Source organism: Brevibacterium album DSM 18261 (assembly GCF_000426445.1).
Taxonomy (GTDB): domain Bacteria; phylum Actinomycetota; class Actinomycetes; order Actinomycetales; family Brevibacteriaceae; genus Brevibacterium; species Brevibacterium album.
The window spans coordinates 18,284-34,521 of sequence record NZ_KE384526.1; the positions used below are offsets into that span (position 1 = coordinate 18,284).

Here is a 16,238-nt window from a genome sequence, read left to right on the forward strand (position 1 = left end):
CTGCGGCGCGCCCCGCGTCAGGCTACATGCGCACCGTGAGGACGCGCTCCCCGTCCGCGAGCTCGCCGGCCGTGAGCGAGGTGCCGGCGGCGGCGAGCGAGGCGGGCGTGTCCCGGCCCGCCCGCACGTACCGGCCCGTCCACTCGTCGAGCTCGCCCGAGGCCAGCGCGAGCGCGAGATCGACGACCGCGGCCGGCGGCGTCCAGTCGTCCCCGCTGCGGTGGTCGTGCATCGGCATCGACCGCGTCATGTCCGATTCCACGACTCCCGGCGCCATCTCGAACACGCGCAGACCGCGCGCGTGCCCGTACTCGACGAGCGATTCCGCGAGGCGGAACAGGCCAGCCTTCGAGGCCGAGTACGCGGGATGGGCGGCCGTGCCCTGCGCGCCGGAGCCGGAGTTGAGGTCGATGATGCGCACGGGCGCACCGCTGGCCTCCGCCGTCGCGAGCATGCCGGGCAGCAGGGCGCGCACCAGCCGGAACACCCCCACCAGATTGGTCTCGAGCACCGCGGCCAGATCCTCGGCATCGGCCTCCCACAGCGGACCCTCGGTCGCCTCGATGCGTCCGGCGTTGTTCACGAGCACCCGCAGCGGCGCATCCCATTCCGCGCTCACCTGTGCCGCGGTACGCACCAGCTCCGCGACCGAGGCCGCATCCGTCTGGTCGAGGGCCGCACCCCGCACGCGCGGGGTCAGCACCGCGGTCGACGACCCCCCGGTCGCCCCGGAGCCGTCACCGGCCGTGCGCGCGGCCTCCGCGCCCGTCGTCTCCCCGGCGACCTCCCGCACGATCTCCGCCGCCGCCCGGATCGCGGACTCCCGCGTCCGGGCCGTCAGCAGCACGGGATAGCCGGCGCGGACGAAGCCCGCGGCCAGATGCCTGCCGATCCCGCGCGCCCCGCCCGTGATGAGGACGAGGCTGCGGGAGTACCCGAGGCCGGCCGGCTCGATCGCCGTGCCGGGTGCTCCGACTCCAGTGGACATGCTCACACCTCTCTCGTACTCGCGTCCCTCATGCCCGCACCTCCGCGCCGTGAGCGGCCGCCGCAGCGGCCGTCGCGCGCTCGCGCAGCGCCGAGGCCTCGTCCGCAGTGAGCGTGCGATCCGCGGCGCGGAAGGTCATCCGCAGGGCGAGCGACTTCCGCCCCTCCGGCACCTGGTCGCCGGTGTAGACGTCGAAGACCTCGAGCGCCTCGAGCTCGGCCCCCGCGGCCTCACGCAGCGTGGCCATGAGCGTGCCCGCGGGCAGCGACTCGTCGACGACGAGCGCCACGTCCTGGCGCGAGACGGGGTACGTGGACAGCACACCGTCCCAGGTGCGGGGATCGGGTTCGGCCAGCAGCGCATCGAGGTCGATCTCGAAGGCCACGGTGCGCGCGGGCAGGCCGAGGTTCTCGCACACCTTCGGATGCAGCTCGCCGGCCCAGCCGAGGACCGCGCCGCCGGGCAGCTCGAAGCGCGCGCACCGGCCCGGGTGCCACGGCGCACGCGCATCCGCGACGACGGCGGCCGTGCGCCCGCTCATGCGCACGATCTCGTGCACGAGACCGATGACATCGTGCGCATCCGCCCGGCGACCGGCACCGAGCGCAGTGGGCAGGGCGCGATGGCCGGCGATGACCCCGGCGATGTGGAACGGCTGCGCCGGCACGCTACCGAACACCTCTGCGAGCTCCTCCTCCGCAGGATGGTGCCCCGGAGCGAAGCGTGGGCCCGGGCGGTCCGAGGGACGGCCGCCCTCCGTCACCTGTCCCGCCTCGAACACCGCGACGTCCTTGAAGCCGCGGCCGGTGTTGCGCACCACGGCGTCGACGAGCGTGGCGAGCAGGCTCGAGCGCATGAGCGGCCGGTCCTCGCCGAGCGGATTCGCGATCCGCACCATGGTCCGGCGCTCGTCGTCCGCGGGCAGCAGCAGCTGGTCGGCGCGCTCGGCGGACGTGAACGGATAGGTGAGCACCTCGCTCAGGCCCGAGGCCGCGAGCAGATCGGATACGCGGCGCCGGGCCCGCTGCGCAGCGCTCAGCCCCGCTCCGCCGGGCGCCTGCGGCACGACGGAGGGGATCTCCCCGTAGCCGCCGGCGCGGACGACCTCCTCGACGAGGTCCACGTCCTCCGTGAGATCCGGTCGCCACGAGGGCACCGTCACCCGGAGCACGGTCGCACCCGCCTCGGTCTGCGCATCAGCGGGAACGGCCTCCGCACCCACGGCGGCGAGCAGCTCGATCACCCTCTCCTGCGGGTAGTCGATGCCCACCCGCTTCGACGGCAGATCCGCGGCCAGCTCGATCACGCGACGGGCCGGGGCAGCACCCGCCTCCGTCACGTGCGGGCTGATCACACCGCCGGCCAGTTCCGCGAGGAGATCGGCGGCCCTGCGCGCCGCGGCGGGGCCGAGTTCCGGATCCACGCCGCGCTCGAACCGCTTGGCGGCCTCGCTCGGCAGCCGGTGGCGGCGGGCCGAGCGCGCGATGGAGACCTGGTCGAAGTGCGCCGCCTCGATGACGATGTCCTCGGTCGCGTCCGTGACCTCGAGCTCGGCCGAGCCCATGACCCCGGCGAGGCCGATGATGCGGCCCGCACGCGCGCCGCTGCCCGCATCCGTGATGAGCAGGTCCTCCGGATCGAGCGTGCGCGTCACGTCGTCGAGCGTCGTGAGCGTCTCCCCCGCCGCGGCGCGGCGGACGGTGACAGGACCGACGAGCCTGGCCGCGTCGTAAGCGTGCAGGGGCTGGCCGAGCTCCAGCATCACGTAGTTCGTCACGTCCACCGTGAGGCTGATGGGCCGCATGCCGGCCTCGAGGAGGCGCCGCCGCATCCAGAAAGGCGTCCGCGCGGACGCGTCGATGCCCGTCACCGTCACTGCCGTGAAGCGGGAGCAGCCCGGCACCCCGTGGATGGGGGCCGCATCGTCGAGCTCGACGGGGAACCCCTCGCCGCCCGGGGCGTCGACGTCCACGTCCGCGGGGTCCGCGAACGGCTGCCCCTTGAGCATCGCGTACTCGCGTGCGATGCCGCGCATGCTCAGCTGGTATCCGCGGTCCGGGGTGACGTTCACATCGAGCGTCGTGCGGTCGAGGCCGAGAAGGGCCTTGGCGTCATCGCCGGGAGCCAGCTGCGCGAGCTGCTCCGGGCCGAGCCCCAGCCGGGAGAGCACGATGATGCCGTCGTGGTCATCGCCGAGGCCCAGCTCGCGGGCGGAGCAGATCATGCCGTCCGAGACGTGGCCGTAGGTCTTCCTCGCCGCGATCGCGAAATCACCGGGCAGCACGGCACCGGGCAGCGCTGCGACGACGAGGTCGCCGGCGGAGAAGTTGTGGGCACCGCAGACGATGCCGCGGGGCTCGCCCTCGCCCACGTCCAGCCGGCACCAGTTCACCGTCTTGCCGTTGGAGTGCTCCTCCGGCTCCGCGGAGAGCACGCGGGCCACCGTGAGCGGCCCGCTCACCGCGGGTCCGATGAGCTCCTCCTCCTCCAGTCCGATGCCCGCGAGCTCGGCCGCGAGGACATGCGGGTCCGGGGAGACGGAGGTGTCGACGCAGTCGGAGAGCCATTCGAGGGGTACGCGCATCAGACGTTCACCCCGAAGCGAGCGGAGAAGCGCAGGTCGCCTTCCACCATGTCGTGCATGTCGTTGATGCCTTCCCTGAGCATGAGCGTCCGCTCGATGCCCATTCCGAATGCGAATCCCTGATACTCCGCCGGGTCCAGCCCGGCCGCGCGGATGACGTTGGGGTGGACCATGCCGCAGCCGCCCCATTCGATCCAGCCCGCACCGCCCACCTTGGCGGGGAACCAGAAGTCCATCTCCGCGCTGGGCTCCGTGAACGGGAAGAACGAGGGGCGCAGGCGGGTGACGGACTCGGGGCCGAACATGGCGCGCGCGAACTCGTCGAGGGTGCCCTTGAGGTGGGCCATCGTCAGCCCGCGGTCGATCGCGATGCCCTCGACCTGATGGAATACGGGCGTGTGCGTCGCATCGAGCTCATCGGTGCGGAACACCTTGCCCGGGCACACGACGTACAGCGGGACGCCGCGCTCCAGCAGGCTGCGGGACTGCACGGGGGACGTGTGCGTGCGCAGGAGGAGGCCGGCCTCGGGCGGGTCGACGAAGAAGGTGTCCTGCATCTGCCGGGCGGGATGATCCGGGCCGAAGTTGAGCGAGTCGAAGTTGAGCCATTCGGCCTCGATCTCCGGCCCTTCGGCGACCTCCCAGCCGTGGCCGATGAAGTGATCGGCGATCTGTTCCTGGAGCAGCTGCAGCGGGTGGCGGGCGCCGGGCGCGGTCCGCGCGACGGGCAGGGTGACGTCGACGGCCTCGGCAACGAGCACCTCGGCGTCGCGCTTGGCCTCGAGCTCGGCGAGCCGGTCGGCGTGCGCCTGGTTCACGCGCCCGCGGGACCGGCCGACGATCTTGCCCGCCGCTGCCTTGTCCTGCTTGTCGAGGGAGCCGATCTGCCGGTTGGCGAGCGCGAGCGGGGAGCGGTCCCCCATGTGCTCGATCCTCACGGCCTTGAGCTCCTCGAGGTCCCCGGCGGCGGCGAAGGCGGCAAGCGCGGCCTCGACGGCGGCGGTGACCGCGGACTCGTCACACGGGTCGACGGGTGGCTGTTCGGCAGCACTGGGCTGTGTCATCTGCCTGCTTTCTCCTCACGGATGGATCTTCACGGAAAGTCTAGCCGGGCCCGGTCGGACGTCCCGGGCGCGGGCGGGGCGTCTCAGAGGCGGACGCTCTTGGCCGATTCGTAGATGCAGATGCTCGCGGCTGTCGCGAGATTGAGACTCTCGGCGGCCCCGTAGATGGGGATCGCGACGGCGGCATCGGCCTGCTCCCGATCCTCGGTCGGCAGACCCCAGGCCTCGTTGCCGAACACCCAGGCCGTGGGCCGGGAGAGGTCCAGCCCGGTGTCCCAGGGCACGTGGAGGTCGTGCGCCGGCGGGTGCGCATCGGCGGCCAGCACCTGCATCCCGCGGGCGCGCGCGAGCTCTGTGACCTCGGGCAGGCCCACACCCGTGACGACGGGCACGTGGAACAGGGAGCCCGCGGTCGAGCGCACCGTCTTGGGGTTGAAGACGTCCACACTGGACGCGGTCACGACGACAGCGTCCGCGCCCGCGGCATCGGCGACGCGCAGCACGGTGCCCGCATTGCCGGGATCGCGCACCTGCGAGAGGACGACCACGAGCTTCGACTCGCGCGTGAGGACGTCCGCGAGCGGGACGTCGAGCCGCTCCGCGACCGCCACGATCCCCTGCGAGGCCACGGTGTCGGTGAGGCCCGCGAGCGCCTCCGCGGCGGCCTGCCGCACCCGCAGCCCGGCGCCGCGGGCGAGGTCGATGACGTCAGGATGCCGATCCGCGGCCTCGGCGGTGGCCCAGATGTCGATGATGCCGCCGTCGGGGCGGGGCTGCTCCGCGGTCTCGTCCCCGCCGACGGTCGCGAGCACGGGCCTCCGGGCACCGTGCCGGCGCACCGCCTCCCGCACGGCCTGCGGGCCCTCGACGAGGAACCTCCCCTCACGCCTGCGCCCTGCACGGCGGAGCAGCTTCGCTGCGTCCCTGAGCCGGGTCGACTGCGGATTCGTCACCACCGGGCCGGTGAGGCGCGGATGGAGGGGGGCGGGTGCGGGGGAATCGCTCATGGCAGAAGCCTACTGCCGCGCACTCAGCTGAATGCGCGGCCGGCTTCGTAGACCTCGAAGCCGCCGGCGGAGTCCGCGCGCAGCAGGAGCCAGAGGGGGTGCTGCTCCGCCGGCGCTCCGGGCATGCTCTGGGCGCAGATGACGTCCCCGGGCTCCACTCCCTCGAGGTGCTCGAAGCGCACGGGCGCAGTGCTCCCGTCGCCGAACCGGTACTCGGACGCGCCGTAGCCGCCCGGGGAGCCGTTCGCGCTCACGAGCTCGCAGACCTCAACCTCGGTGTCGGCGAACTGGACCTCGCGGACCGTGAGGGGAGCCCCGGCGGAGGCATCGCCCAGCGTGCCCTCGCGCACCAGCTCCATGACGGCATCCGTCGCGTGCGCGGAGGCCGCGGCATCGTCGCCGGCGGCGACCGCATCGACGAACTCCTGCACGCCCTCGGCCGAGGGCGGGCGCACATCGCCGCCGGGCACGTGGAAGACGGTGTCGGCGTGGACCAGCTCCCCACCGTCCCAGCGGTAGACGAGGTCCGCGGACGCCGATTTCGCGCACGCATGACACGGCTCGTCGCCGTAGAGGTCGATCCCCTGCAGGTTGAAGGTGAGGAGGGACCCGGTCATGCCGAGATCGCCGATGCCGAACTCCCCGATGGACCCCGCGGGCACGTCCGCTCGCGCAGCACCGGCGCCCCAGGGCTCCACGGAGCCCAGCAGCGAGCGATCGGCATCGTAGAGGCCGATCGAGCTGTACGCATACGCACCGCCCCCGTAGCAGAGGAAGCTCACAGCGGTCACCGGCGCCCCGTCCGCGCGTGCCGGCCTGACCTCCCCGACGGTGACGGAGGCATGGAACTCCCCGGCCTCGGCCACGCCGTCCGTGAAGTCCCCGGTCGTGTCGAGCTCGGACAGCGGCTGCCCGTCGAGGTGGGCGGCATCGTAGTGGAGCCCGAAGGCGGCACACTCCCGGGGAAGCTCATAGGTGCCGTTCGCGAACGCCTCCCGGCCCGGCCCCAGGAGCCCACCGGCCCGGGCCGCGGACGGCGGGGCGGTGACCGTGCTGCGCTCCTCCCCGGTGGGATCGGCGAAGTCGAGGACCGTGTACACGCCGTCGGCGAGGATGCGCAGCTGCGTGCCCGCCACCGTGAAGCTGTCGAGGCCCGGCACCCCGACGGTCCACAGCGCCTCCCCCGTCCGCGCGTCGAGCCCGTGGACCTCGTCCCGCGCTCCCAGCACCAGCACGCCGTCGACGAGCGCCCATCCCGGCGTCACGGCGGACGAGCCCAGACCGGTCACCGCGGCCGAGGCGGCGTCGAGCTGCCGCTGCCACAGCACGGAGTCCTCTCCGAGCACGAACAGCGCGCTTCCGTCCGAGACCGCCCAGGGGCCTTCCTCACCGTCCGCGGACGGCCCCACCATGCGCACAGTGTCCGCCGGGTCCACCGCCGCTTCCGGATAGGGGACGCCGGCTGCCGTGGTGAGCGTGCCATCGGGTTCCGCGATCACCGGCACGGCGGCGGTGGCCGGATCCTGGGAGCCTCCCGCCGCCTCCGAGGGCGCCGCGCCGCCGCTGTGCTCAGCACTGCCCTGGCCGGCATCGCCGTGCTCCACGCTGCCGTCGGAGAGGCCGATCCGTGTGCTCCCGCAGAGCAGGTCCGCACCGTCAAGGGCGCAGTCGGGAAGCGTGCCGTGAAGCTCCGGCGGCAGCGGCTCCTGCTCGGCCGTCTCCCCGGCCCCTCCGGCACCGGCGGCCTCGCCGCGGTTCCACAGCTCCTCGAAGTCCACCTCCCGCGGCTGCGCGGGAATGTCCGTGTGGGGCACGGGAGCGGCCCAGCGGGAGTCCTCCAGCGCCCCGGTCTCCCCGAGCGCGTAGACGACCGAACGGGTGGGGGTCACGAGACGTGCGAAGTCCCCTGCCCCGCCCGCTTGCCCAGCGCCCGGCAGGTGCAGCGGCACGAGCCGCACATCCTCGCCCACGCCGGAGACGTCCGTCGTCGAGGCCTGTGCGGGCGCGGTGCGGAAATCGGGCCCGCCGAAGAGCACCCGGAAGGCGAAGATCCCGCCCACCGCGATGAGGACGAGAGCGAGCCCTGCCGCCATGCCCAGCAGCAGGGGCCGCAGCCGACGGGCCGGCTGCTGAGACACGTCAGGCTGCTGAGCCGGGCCTGGCTGCTGAGACGGGTGCGGGTGCCCCGCGGAGCTGTGAGTCATACCATCATCCAAGCAGACGCCTCGGACGTGACCGCCCGGAGGGCGCGGCCGGGATGCATGCGAAGACGCCGATGGGCCGAGGGAGCATTCCCTCGGCCCATCGGCGAAGCGGGTGCGCGCAACCGGCCTCAGCCGGCCGGACGCACTGTCCGCGGCTCAGTTCAGGCTGCGCTCTTCGCGGCGTTGACGTCTGCCGGCAGCGCGTCCTTGGCGACCTTGACCAGCGTCGCGAAGGTCTGGCCGTCGTTGACCGCGAGCTCCGCGAGCATCCGGCGGTCCACCTCGACGCCAGCGGCCTTGAGACCCTGGATGAAGCGGTTGTAGGTCATGCCGTTGGCGCGGGCGCCGGCGTTGATGCGCTGGATCCACAGACGGCGGAAATCGCCCTTCCGGGCCCGGCGGTCGCGGTAGCTGTAGACCAGCGAGTGGATGACCTGTTCCTTGGCCTTGCGGTACAGCCGCGAACGCTGTCCGCGGTAGCCGCTCGCCCGGTCGAGGATGACCCGGCGCTTCTTCTTGGCGTTGAGCGCCCTCTTCACACGTGCCACGTGTACTCCTTAGAAAACCAGTATCCGGAAAGTGAGACTCAGCGCTTGCCGAGAAGCTTGAGGCCCTTGGCCCTGTCGCCCCCGGTCAGCTCCTGATCCATCGAGATCCGGCGCTTGCGGCGCGAGGACTTGTGCTCTGCGAGGTGGCGGTTGTTGACGCCCTCACGCATGACCTTTCCGGAACCGGTGAGGCGCAGACGCTTCTTGGCGCCGCTGTGGGTCTTCTGCTTCGGCATGGTGCCGTCTCCTTTTCACATCGTGTCTGTCAGCGCGGGGCTCAGTCGGCCTGCTCGGAGGAGTCCTCCGAGTGCGTGCCGGCCTTGGCCTGCGCCTCGCGCTCGCGGCGGGACTTGACCTCCGCACGCGAGCCCTTGGCTCCGGCGGACGCCTTGCGCGATTCCGCCTTCGCGTCGGCCTTGGACTTCGCCGGCGCGATGACCATGACCATGTTCCGTCCGTCGACGCGGGGAGCGGACTCCACGCTGCCGAGCTCGGACACGTCCTCAGCGAGTCGATTGAGGAGCTTCACTCCCATCTCCGGGCGCGACTGCTCACGACCGCGGAACATGATCATGACCTTGACCTTGTCCCCACCCGTCAGGAACCGCGTGACGTGGCCCTTCTTGGTCTCGTAGTCGTGCTCGTCGATCTTGAGCCGGAAGCGGATCTCCTTGAGCGCCGTGTTGGCCTGGTTCTTCCGGGCCTCGCGAGCCTTCTGCGCGGACTCGTACTTGAACTTTCCGTAGTCCATGAGCTTCACGACAGGGGGCTTTGCCTGGGGCGCAACCTCGACCAGGTCCAGCTCCGATTCACGAGCCAGGTCGAGTGCCTTGCGGATCGCGACGATGCCCACCTGCTCCCCGTTGGGGCCCACGAGGCGGACTTCCGGAACTCGGATCCTATCGTTGATACGCGGCTCGCTGATGTGCTGCTCCTTCTCGACTGATGACAACTGCTGTACGCGTCAGGGGAACCGAAAAAGGACCCCGCTGACGATGCAGAGGGGCCCTGGTCCTGAGTCGAGCATGCGCATCCGCTGCACCCGTGAACCAGATGTTCGCCACGGGCGCGGCTTCCGCACTGCAGGGTTACCCGATCGCGCTCGCGATCCAGGTGGGAGCCGGCAGGCCCCTCTTCACACTCGGACCATGCTACCGCACCTGCGGCGCGAGCGCACATCGGCCTGTGGGAGACTGTCTGCCATGACCCAGTCCTTCAGCTTCGACGCGCAGTCGCAGGCGCCCGGCGCACACGCGCACACCCCCCAGTCCAGCCCGTCGGCCGCACCCGCCGGCTCCGCCGCAGCCGAGTCCCAGGCGGTCCGCGACATCGCCGAGGTGCCGGCTGCGGAGGTCATCTCCACAGCCACCGTCCACCTCATGAGCGCCGCCGCCGTCAAGCTCGGCCTCACCGAGGACTCGGAGACGGAGAAGGCGGCGGACCTCGTCGACCTCGATGAGGCGCGCAAGCTCATCACGGCCCTCGCCGGCCTCGTGACCGCCGGCGCGCCCGAGATCGGCGATCAGCACGCCCGCCCCATCCGCGACGGCCTCCGCGCCCTGCAGCTGGCCTTCCGCGAGGCCTCGACGATCCCGGACGCGCCCGGCAGGGGCCCGGGCGAGAAGTGGACGGGACCGGTCTCCTGACCCAGCCGGACGGCGCACATCAGGCGCCCCGTCCTTGAAGCCTCCGGCGCGGGCTCGGTACCATGCCCACTGCACCGGCAGGGCAGGGCCCGCACCGGCAGGCGAATCCATGGAGGTAGTGTGACCGCCCGCTTCACGACCAACGACTTCGGCATCCCGGTCGGATCCGATCGGCACTCGCTCACACTCGGACCCAACGGCCCGATCCTCCTCCAGGACCACTACCTCATCGAGAAGCTCGCGCACTTCGACCGCGAGCGCGTCCCCGAGCGCGTCGTCCACGCCAAGGGCGGCGGCGCCTTCGGCACCTTCACCGCCACCGAGGACCTCTCCGCCTACACGCGGGCCGCGCTCTTCCAGCCCGGTGCGCAGTCCGAGGTGCTCCTCCGGTTCTCGACCGTCGCCGGCGAGCAGGGCTCCCCGGACACCTGGCGCGATCCCCGCGGATTCGCGGTGAAGTTCTACACGACCGAGGGCAACTTCGACATCGTCGGCAACAACACCCCCGTCTTCTTCATCCGGGACGCCATGCAGTTCCCGGACTTCATCCACTCGCAGAAGCGCCGCAGCCGCACCGGCCTGCGCGACAACACGATGCAGTGGGACTTCTGGACCCAGGTGCCCGCCTCCGCGCATCAGGTCACCTACCTCATGGGCGATCGCGGCATCCCGCGGTCCTGGCGTGAGCAGAACGGCTACGGCTCGCACACGTTCCAGTGGATCAGCGCCGCCGGGGAGCGCTTCTGGGTCAAGTACCACTTCCTGTCGAACCAGAAGCAGGACTTCGTCGACGCGCACGGCCATGAGGGCTTCTCGCAGGCCGAGGGCGACCAGATGGCCGCGGTCGACGCGGACTTCCACCGCCGGGACCTCTACGAGGCCATCGAGGGCGGCCGCTGCCCCAGCTGGGACCTCAAGGTGCAGATCATGCCCTATGAGGAAGCCGCGCGGTACCGCATCAACCCCTTCGACGTGACGAAGGTCTGGCCGCACGCGGACTTCCCCCTGCGCACTGTGGGCCGGCTGGAGCTCAACCGCAATCCCGAGGACTTCTTCTCGGAGATCGAGCAGGCCGCGTTCTCGCCTGCGAACCTCGTGCCGGGCACCGGCCTGTCCCCGGACAGGATGCTCATGGGGCGCATCTTCTCGTACCCGGACACCCACCGGCACCGGATCGGCCCCAACTACGCGCAGCTGCCGGTCAACCGGCCCCGGGCCGCGAAGGCGAGCTACTCGCGCGACGGCGCCATGTCGTTCGAGAACTACCCCGCCGACAGGCCCGAATACGCGCCCAGCGGCTTCGACGGCCCGCAAGCCGAACCCTCGCTCACGACCGAGGCGAACCTCTCCGGCGCCTCCGGGGACGTGCTCCGCTCCGCCCAGACCCTGCGCTCCGACGACGGCGACTTCAACCAGGCCGGCGATCTCGTCCGCACCGTCCTCGACGACGCGGCGCGCGACCGCATGGTCGGCAACATCGCCGGTCACGTCATGCAGGTCGCGGACGCCGGCGTGCGGGCGCGCGCCTTCGACTACTGGAAGAGCGTCGACGCGCACCTCGGCGCGCGCGTGGAGAACGTCGTCGCGGCCGCGCTCGCGGACAGGCGCTGAACGACGAGCGCCGAGCGCTCACACGGCGCTGAGCGCGAGCGAGTCTATCCGCTCCGCGATGACCGCATCGGCCGCGAGCGACCGCTGGAGGGCTGCGAGCTCCTCGGGTGCCGGCGCCGCATCGGCCCGCACCTCGATCCGGACCTCCGGTCCCTGCGCGTGCACGGCACGCGAGCCGGGCCCCATCCCGATGCCCGCGATCCACGGATGCCCTGCGGCCGCACCCCGCAGCGCACCGGCGACGGCCGCGTCCGCCCAGGCCGGCATCCACTGCTCCTGCTTGAGGAACGACCACAGCGCCGGCCTGCGCAGCAGGAACGCGTGCGGGCGGCCGGGATCGACCACCACGAGCTGGGCGCCCTCCTCGACGGCGGCGGCGCCGAGGCGCTCGGCCTCGATCGGCACCGGACGGGCCTCCGGGTGCCAGGCGGTCAGCGAGGGGATGTCGGTGAAGGCGGGGGTGGCCTCGCGCCCGTCGGCGGACCGCAGCCGCACCATCGCCATGTCCGAGGCGTTGTCGTGCATGAGCCCGCGCTCGTCCACCGTGCTCTCGGTGACGACGGGCAGCACGGGGGCGTAGAGCCGCGCGCCGGCGAGCGCGCTCAGCACGGCGCGGTGGCGCTGCGGGTCCAGCGGATCCGCGGCCACGGCCTCGAGGGCCGCGAGGAGCCCGGCATCGGCCTCACCGGTGTCGCCGGCGAACGGGTTCGGGTGCAGCTCGCGTCCGCCCCACGGCACCCCGGCCGAGTCCGCCGGACCGCCGAGCGCGCCCCTGAGGTGCTCCGGGATCTCCGGGCCGCCGCTCATCAGCGTCCCGCGACGTCCAGCGCCTGGGCGAGCGTGAATTTCCCGGCGTAGAGCGCCTTGCCCACGATCGCGGAGTCCACGCCCTCCGGCACCAGCTCCCGCAGTGCGGCGATGTCGTCGAGGCTGGAGATGCCGCCCGAGGCCACGATGGGCCGTTCGGTGCGGGCGGCGAGATCCGAGAGCAGGTCCGTGTTGGGACCCGTGAGCGTGCCGTCCTTCGTCACGTCCGTGACGACGTAGCGGGTGCAGCCGGCGGCCTCGAGCTGGTCGAACACCTCGTACAGGTCCCCGCCGTCGCGGGTCCACCCGCGCGCGGCCAGCGTGCGGCCGCGGACGTCGAGGCCGATCGCGATCTTGTCCCCGTAGTGCGCGATGACCTCAGCCGTCCACTCGGGGTCCTCGAGCGCCGCGGTGCCGATGTTCACCCGCTCCGCACCGGTGTCGAGAGCCCGCTCGAGGCTCTCGGTGTCCCGGATCCCGCCGGACAGCTCGACCTTGATCGACAGCGACTTCGTCACCTTGCGGAGCAGCTCGTAGTTCGAGCCCCGCCCGAAGGCCGCATCGAGGTCGACGAGATGGATCCACTCCGCGCCGCCGGCCTCGAACTCGCCGGCGGCCTCGAGCGGAGAGCCGTAGGAGGTCTCGGTGCCGGCCTCGCCCTGGACGAGGCGCACGGCCTGCCCGTCAGCGACGTCGACCGCGGGCAGGAGGGTGAGGGAGGGGGTTTCGACGAGGGGGGTCATACCGTGTCCTTCGGTTCGTGTGCGTGGGGGTTCGGGCCCGCGGACCGGGGCGGCTCGCTCAGCGAGGCGACCCAGTTGCGCAGCAGGGCCGCACCTGCGGCCGCGGACTTCTCGGGATGGAACTGCGCGGCCCACGTGGTGCCGTCCTCGACCGCGGCGGCGAAGCGCCCGCCGTGCTCGGCGGTGGTCGTGAGCGCGCCCGCGGGCCCGCTCGATGCGGCATAGGAGTGCACGAAGTAGAAGTGCTCCCCGCCGAGCCCTGCGAACATGCGGCTGCCGGCCGGGGCCGCCACGCGCGTCCAGCCCATGTGCGGGACGACGGGCGCGCGCAGCGGCACCACCTCGCCGTCCCACAGGCCGATCCCGGGCGTGCGCACACCGTGCTCGGTGCCCGCGGAGAACAGCACCTGCATGCCGACGCAGATCCCCAGGAGCGGCCGGCCCGCGGCATGGCGCTCGCGGATGATCTCCACGCCGTCCACGCCGGCCAGGCCCTCCATGACGGCGGCGAAGGCGCCCACTCCGGGCACCAGCAGACCGTCCGCGGCCTCGATCCGCGCGCGTTCGGCGGTCAGCTCCGCATGTGCACCCGCAGCCTGCACCGCGCGCACGGCGGAATGCACATTGCCGGAGCCGTAGTCCAGTACGGCGACGAAGGGCGCTGTCGTCATCGCCGGCCCCCGCCCGCTCCGGCCCCGCGGCCGCCGCCCAGCAGCGTCCGGACGCGCAGGAGGGAGATCACGAGGACGATGAGGCCGAGGGCGCCCACCGCCCAGCCCATCGCGGAGCCATTCATCCCCTGCACCGCGCCGAAGGCGATGACGACCACCGCGAGGAGCGCGGCGACGAGCCACAGGAGCGCCGTCCGCGCGAGGGCGGCGCGGGCCGGGGTCATGGTTGCCCGCGAGGCCTCGAGACGGGACATCGTCGCGGTGTCGAAACCGCCCTCGACGTCCGCCGGCTCGAGCGAGCCCAGCAGCAGCCCCTCGAGCTCCCCGGGCAGATTGGACAGCGCCAGTCCGGCCGGGACGTCCGCCTCCCGGGTGCCGGAGCGGTAGTGCGCGGCGTCGATCTGCTCCTCGCTGCGCACCATGAGCAGCACCTCGTGCTTGCCCGTGAGCCGGGAGAGGGTCGCGGCCGCTTCGTTCCCGGCGGCGATGTCGGTCGTGTCCTGCACGACGGCGGAGAAGTCCCCGAGCGGGACGACCCAGCCGGGGATGCCGGAGAGCACGCAGGCCGCAGCGAGCTGGTCCGCCCGGCCGAAGGGGGTGACGATGACGGTCCGGCTCACAGCGCGCCCTTCGTCGACGGCACCGAGGTCGTGCGGGGATCCGGCTCCACAGCCGTGCGCAGCGCCCGGGCGAACGCCTTGAACTGCGCCTCGACGATGTGGTGGGGATCGCGGCCGGCGAGGAGGGTGAGGTGAACCGTCAGTCCCGCCTGGAACGCCAGGGACTCCAGCGCGTGCGCTGTCATCGACCCTGTGAAGTGCCCGCCGATGAGGTGGTACTGCTGGCCTTCGGGCTCGCCCGAGTGCACGAAGTAGGGGCGGCCGGAGACGTCGACCACGGCACGTGCGAGCGCCTCGTCGAGCGGGACGAGGGCATCGCCGTAGCGCCGGATGCCGGCCTTGTCGCCCAGCGCCTCCCGCAGCGCCCAGCCGAGCGTGATCGCGGTGTCCTCGACGGTGTGGTGGACGTCGATGTGCACGTCTCCCGTCGCGCGGATGTCCATGTCGATGAGGGAGTGCTTCGACAGCGCCGTGAGCATGTGGTCGTAGAACGGCACCCCCGTGTCGATCGTCGAGGTGCCGGCGCCGTCGAGGTCGATGCCCACGGCCACCTCGGACTCCCCCGTCACCCGCTGGGCGGTGGCTGTGCGATGCGTCATCCGGCACTCCTGTCTGTGGTCTGCGTGGTCTGCCGCTCCTGCCCGACGAGCGCGGTGACGGCGGTGAGGAATGCGGTCGTCTCCTCCTCCGTGCCGGCGTTGACCCGCAGGCATCCGGGGAGCCCGACGTCGCGGACGAGCACGCCGGCGTCGACGAGCCCCTGCCACAGTGCGCGGGGATCCCGCGCGCCCCGGAACAGGACGAAGTTCGCGTCCGAGTCGACGACCTCGAAGCCGAGCCCCTCGAGCGCGGCGGCCATCCGCCGCCGCTGCGCGACGAGGGCGCGCACGCCGGCGAGGAGGTCCGCGGTGTGGTCGAGTGCGGCGATCGCCGCCGCCTGCGTGAGCGCGGAGAGGTGATAGGGCATGCGGACGAGCCGCAGCGCGTCGACGAAGGCCGGATCGGCGGCGGCATAGCCCACGCGGGCCCCGGCGAAGGCGAAGGCCTTGCTCATGGTGCGCGAGACGACGAGGCGCTCGCGGCCGGGCAGGAGGCTCAGGGCGCTTCGGAACCCCTCGTCGGCGAACTCCGCATAGGCCTCGTCGACGATGACGATCCCACGGGCAGCGGCGTACACCGCCTCCACCACCTCGAGCGGTGTGCTGTTGCCCGTGGGGTTGTTGGGGGTGCAGAGGAACACGACATCGGGATCGTGCTCGGCCACGGCCGCGGCGGCGGTCTCCGCGTCGATCCCGAACCCTGCGTCGCGCTCCACCGCGATGAACGATGCGCCGGACGCCTGCGCGACGAGGGGGTGCATGGAATAGCTCGGCACGAAGCCCAGTGCCGTTCGCCCCGGCCCGCCGAAGGCCTGGAGGATGTGCAGCAGCACCTCGTTGGAGCCGTTGGCCGCCCACACCATCGCCGGGGAGATCGTCTGCTCCGACCCCTCCGCGGCCAGGACCCCGGTGAGGTAGCCGGCCAGACGCTCGCGCAGCTGCGCGAACTCGCGGTCGGGATAGCGATTCAGCGCGCCGGCCGCCTCCGCGATCCGCTCGCCGATCGCGCGCACGACGACCTCGGGCACGTCGAAGGCGTTCTCATTCACATTGAGGCGGACGGGGACGTCGATCATCGGCGCGCCGTAGGGGGTCGCACCCCGCAGGTCCGCGCGGAGCGGAAGTGAGTCCAGTGATGTCACACGG

At 72.3% G+C, this 16,238-nt stretch carries 16 protein-coding genes; 2 read left to right on the forward strand and 14 right to left on the reverse strand.

Features of this window, described 5'->3' with window-relative positions:
- Nucleotides 1-22: 22 nt before the first annotated feature.
- The 8 genes from K318_RS0113510 to infC all read right to left on the reverse strand — a co-directional run bounded on the left by K318_RS0113510 (nucleotide 23) and on the right by infC (nucleotide 9,269).
- Complete coding sequence (locus tag K318_RS0113510) at nucleotides 23-988, reverse strand: SDR family oxidoreductase (protein ID WP_051298021.1); 966 nt, start codon at nucleotides 986-988, stop codon at nucleotides 23-25.
- 28 nt (nucleotides 989-1,016) lie between these two features.
- Nucleotides 1,017-3,572, reverse strand: a complete 2,556-nt coding sequence (gene pheT / locus K318_RS0113515) for a phenylalanine--tRNA ligase subunit beta (protein ID WP_029089862.1) — start codon at nucleotides 3,570-3,572, stop codon at nucleotides 1,017-1,019.
- Nucleotides 3,572-4,636, reverse strand: coding sequence for a phenylalanine--tRNA ligase subunit alpha (pheS, locus tag K318_RS0113520; RefSeq protein ID WP_029089863.1), 1,065 nt, complete (start codon nucleotides 4,634-4,636; stop codon nucleotides 3,572-3,574). Before pheS ends, pheT begins: the two co-directional genes overlap by 1 nt.
- A gap of 83 nt (nucleotides 4,637-4,719) precedes the next feature.
- Entirely contained in the window at nucleotides 4,720-5,643 is a 924-nt protein-coding gene (locus K318_RS0113525) for a TrmH family RNA methyltransferase (protein WP_051298022.1), read from the reverse strand.
- Nucleotides 5,644-5,666: 23 nt separating this feature from the next.
- A complete protein-coding gene (locus tag K318_RS0113530) occupies nucleotides 5,667-7,781 on the reverse strand; it encodes a hypothetical protein (protein ID WP_029089865.1) in 2,115 nt (704 codons plus the stop codon).
- Nucleotides 7,782-8,008: 227 nt separating this feature from the next.
- The gene (rplT, locus tag K318_RS0113535; protein WP_029089866.1) at nucleotides 8,009-8,395 is read right to left on the reverse strand and encodes a 50S ribosomal protein L20; all 387 of its coding nucleotides are present in this window, start codon (nucleotides 8,393-8,395) and stop codon (nucleotides 8,009-8,011) included.
- Nucleotides 8,396-8,433: 38 nt separating this feature from the next.
- The gene (rpmI, locus tag K318_RS0113540) at nucleotides 8,434-8,631 is read right to left on the reverse strand and encodes a 50S ribosomal protein L35 (protein ID WP_029089867.1); all 198 of its coding nucleotides are present in this window, start codon (nucleotides 8,629-8,631) and stop codon (nucleotides 8,434-8,436) included.
- A 41-nt stretch (nucleotides 8,632-8,672) separates the two neighbouring features.
- A complete protein-coding gene (infC, locus tag K318_RS0113545; RefSeq protein ID WP_051298023.1) occupies nucleotides 8,673-9,269 on the reverse strand; it encodes a translation initiation factor IF-3 in 597 nt (198 codons plus the stop codon).
- A 319-nt stretch (nucleotides 9,270-9,588) separates the two neighbouring features.
- Between infC and K318_RS0113550 the strand changes: the two genes are divergently transcribed.
- Entirely contained in the window at nucleotides 9,589-10,041 is a 453-nt protein-coding gene (locus tag K318_RS0113550; RefSeq protein WP_425393465.1) for a DUF1844 domain-containing protein, read from the forward strand.
- A 120-nt stretch (nucleotides 10,042-10,161) separates the two neighbouring features.
- Nucleotides 10,162-11,652: a catalase gene (locus K318_RS22000; protein WP_035282083.1), complete on the forward strand. Its 1,491-nt coding sequence runs from the start codon at nucleotides 10,162-10,164 to the stop codon at nucleotides 11,650-11,652.
- 18 nt (nucleotides 11,653-11,670) lie between these two features.
- Here K318_RS22000 and K318_RS0113560 read toward each other — a convergent pair whose 3' ends face one another.
- The 6 genes from K318_RS0113560 to K318_RS22010 are packed head-to-tail and all read right to left on the reverse strand — an operon-like array spanning nucleotide 11,671 to nucleotide 16,234.
- The gene (locus K318_RS0113560; protein ID WP_035282085.1) at nucleotides 11,671-12,459 is read right to left on the reverse strand and encodes an SseB family protein; all 789 of its coding nucleotides are present in this window, start codon (nucleotides 12,457-12,459) and stop codon (nucleotides 11,671-11,673) included.
- A complete protein-coding gene (priA, locus tag K318_RS0113565; protein ID WP_029089871.1) occupies nucleotides 12,459-13,202 on the reverse strand; it encodes a bifunctional 1-(5-phosphoribosyl)-5-((5-phosphoribosylamino)methylideneamino)imidazole-4-carboxamide isomerase/phosphoribosylanthranilate isomerase PriA in 744 nt (247 codons plus the stop codon). The genes K318_RS0113560 and priA overlap by 1 nt, the downstream gene beginning before the upstream one ends.
- A complete protein-coding gene (gene hisH, locus K318_RS22005) occupies nucleotides 13,199-13,873 on the reverse strand; it encodes an imidazole glycerol phosphate synthase subunit HisH (protein WP_051298025.1) in 675 nt (224 codons plus the stop codon). The genes priA and hisH overlap by 4 nt, the downstream gene beginning before the upstream one ends.
- Nucleotides 13,870-14,493, reverse strand: coding sequence for a hypothetical protein (locus tag K318_RS0113575; protein WP_029089872.1), 624 nt, complete (start codon nucleotides 14,491-14,493; stop codon nucleotides 13,870-13,872). Before K318_RS0113575 ends, hisH begins: the two co-directional genes overlap by 4 nt.
- On the reverse strand, nucleotides 14,490-15,092 hold the full coding sequence (hisB, locus tag K318_RS0113580; protein ID WP_029089873.1) for an imidazoleglycerol-phosphate dehydratase HisB: 603 nt from the start codon (nucleotides 15,090-15,092) through the stop codon (nucleotides 14,490-14,492). The genes K318_RS0113575 and hisB overlap by 4 nt, the downstream gene beginning before the upstream one ends.
- Nucleotides 15,089-16,234, reverse strand: coding sequence for a histidinol-phosphate transaminase (locus K318_RS22010; protein ID WP_051298026.1), 1,146 nt, complete (start codon nucleotides 16,232-16,234; stop codon nucleotides 15,089-15,091). Before K318_RS22010 ends, hisB begins: the two co-directional genes overlap by 4 nt.
- Nucleotides 16,235-16,238 lie beyond the last annotated feature (4 nt).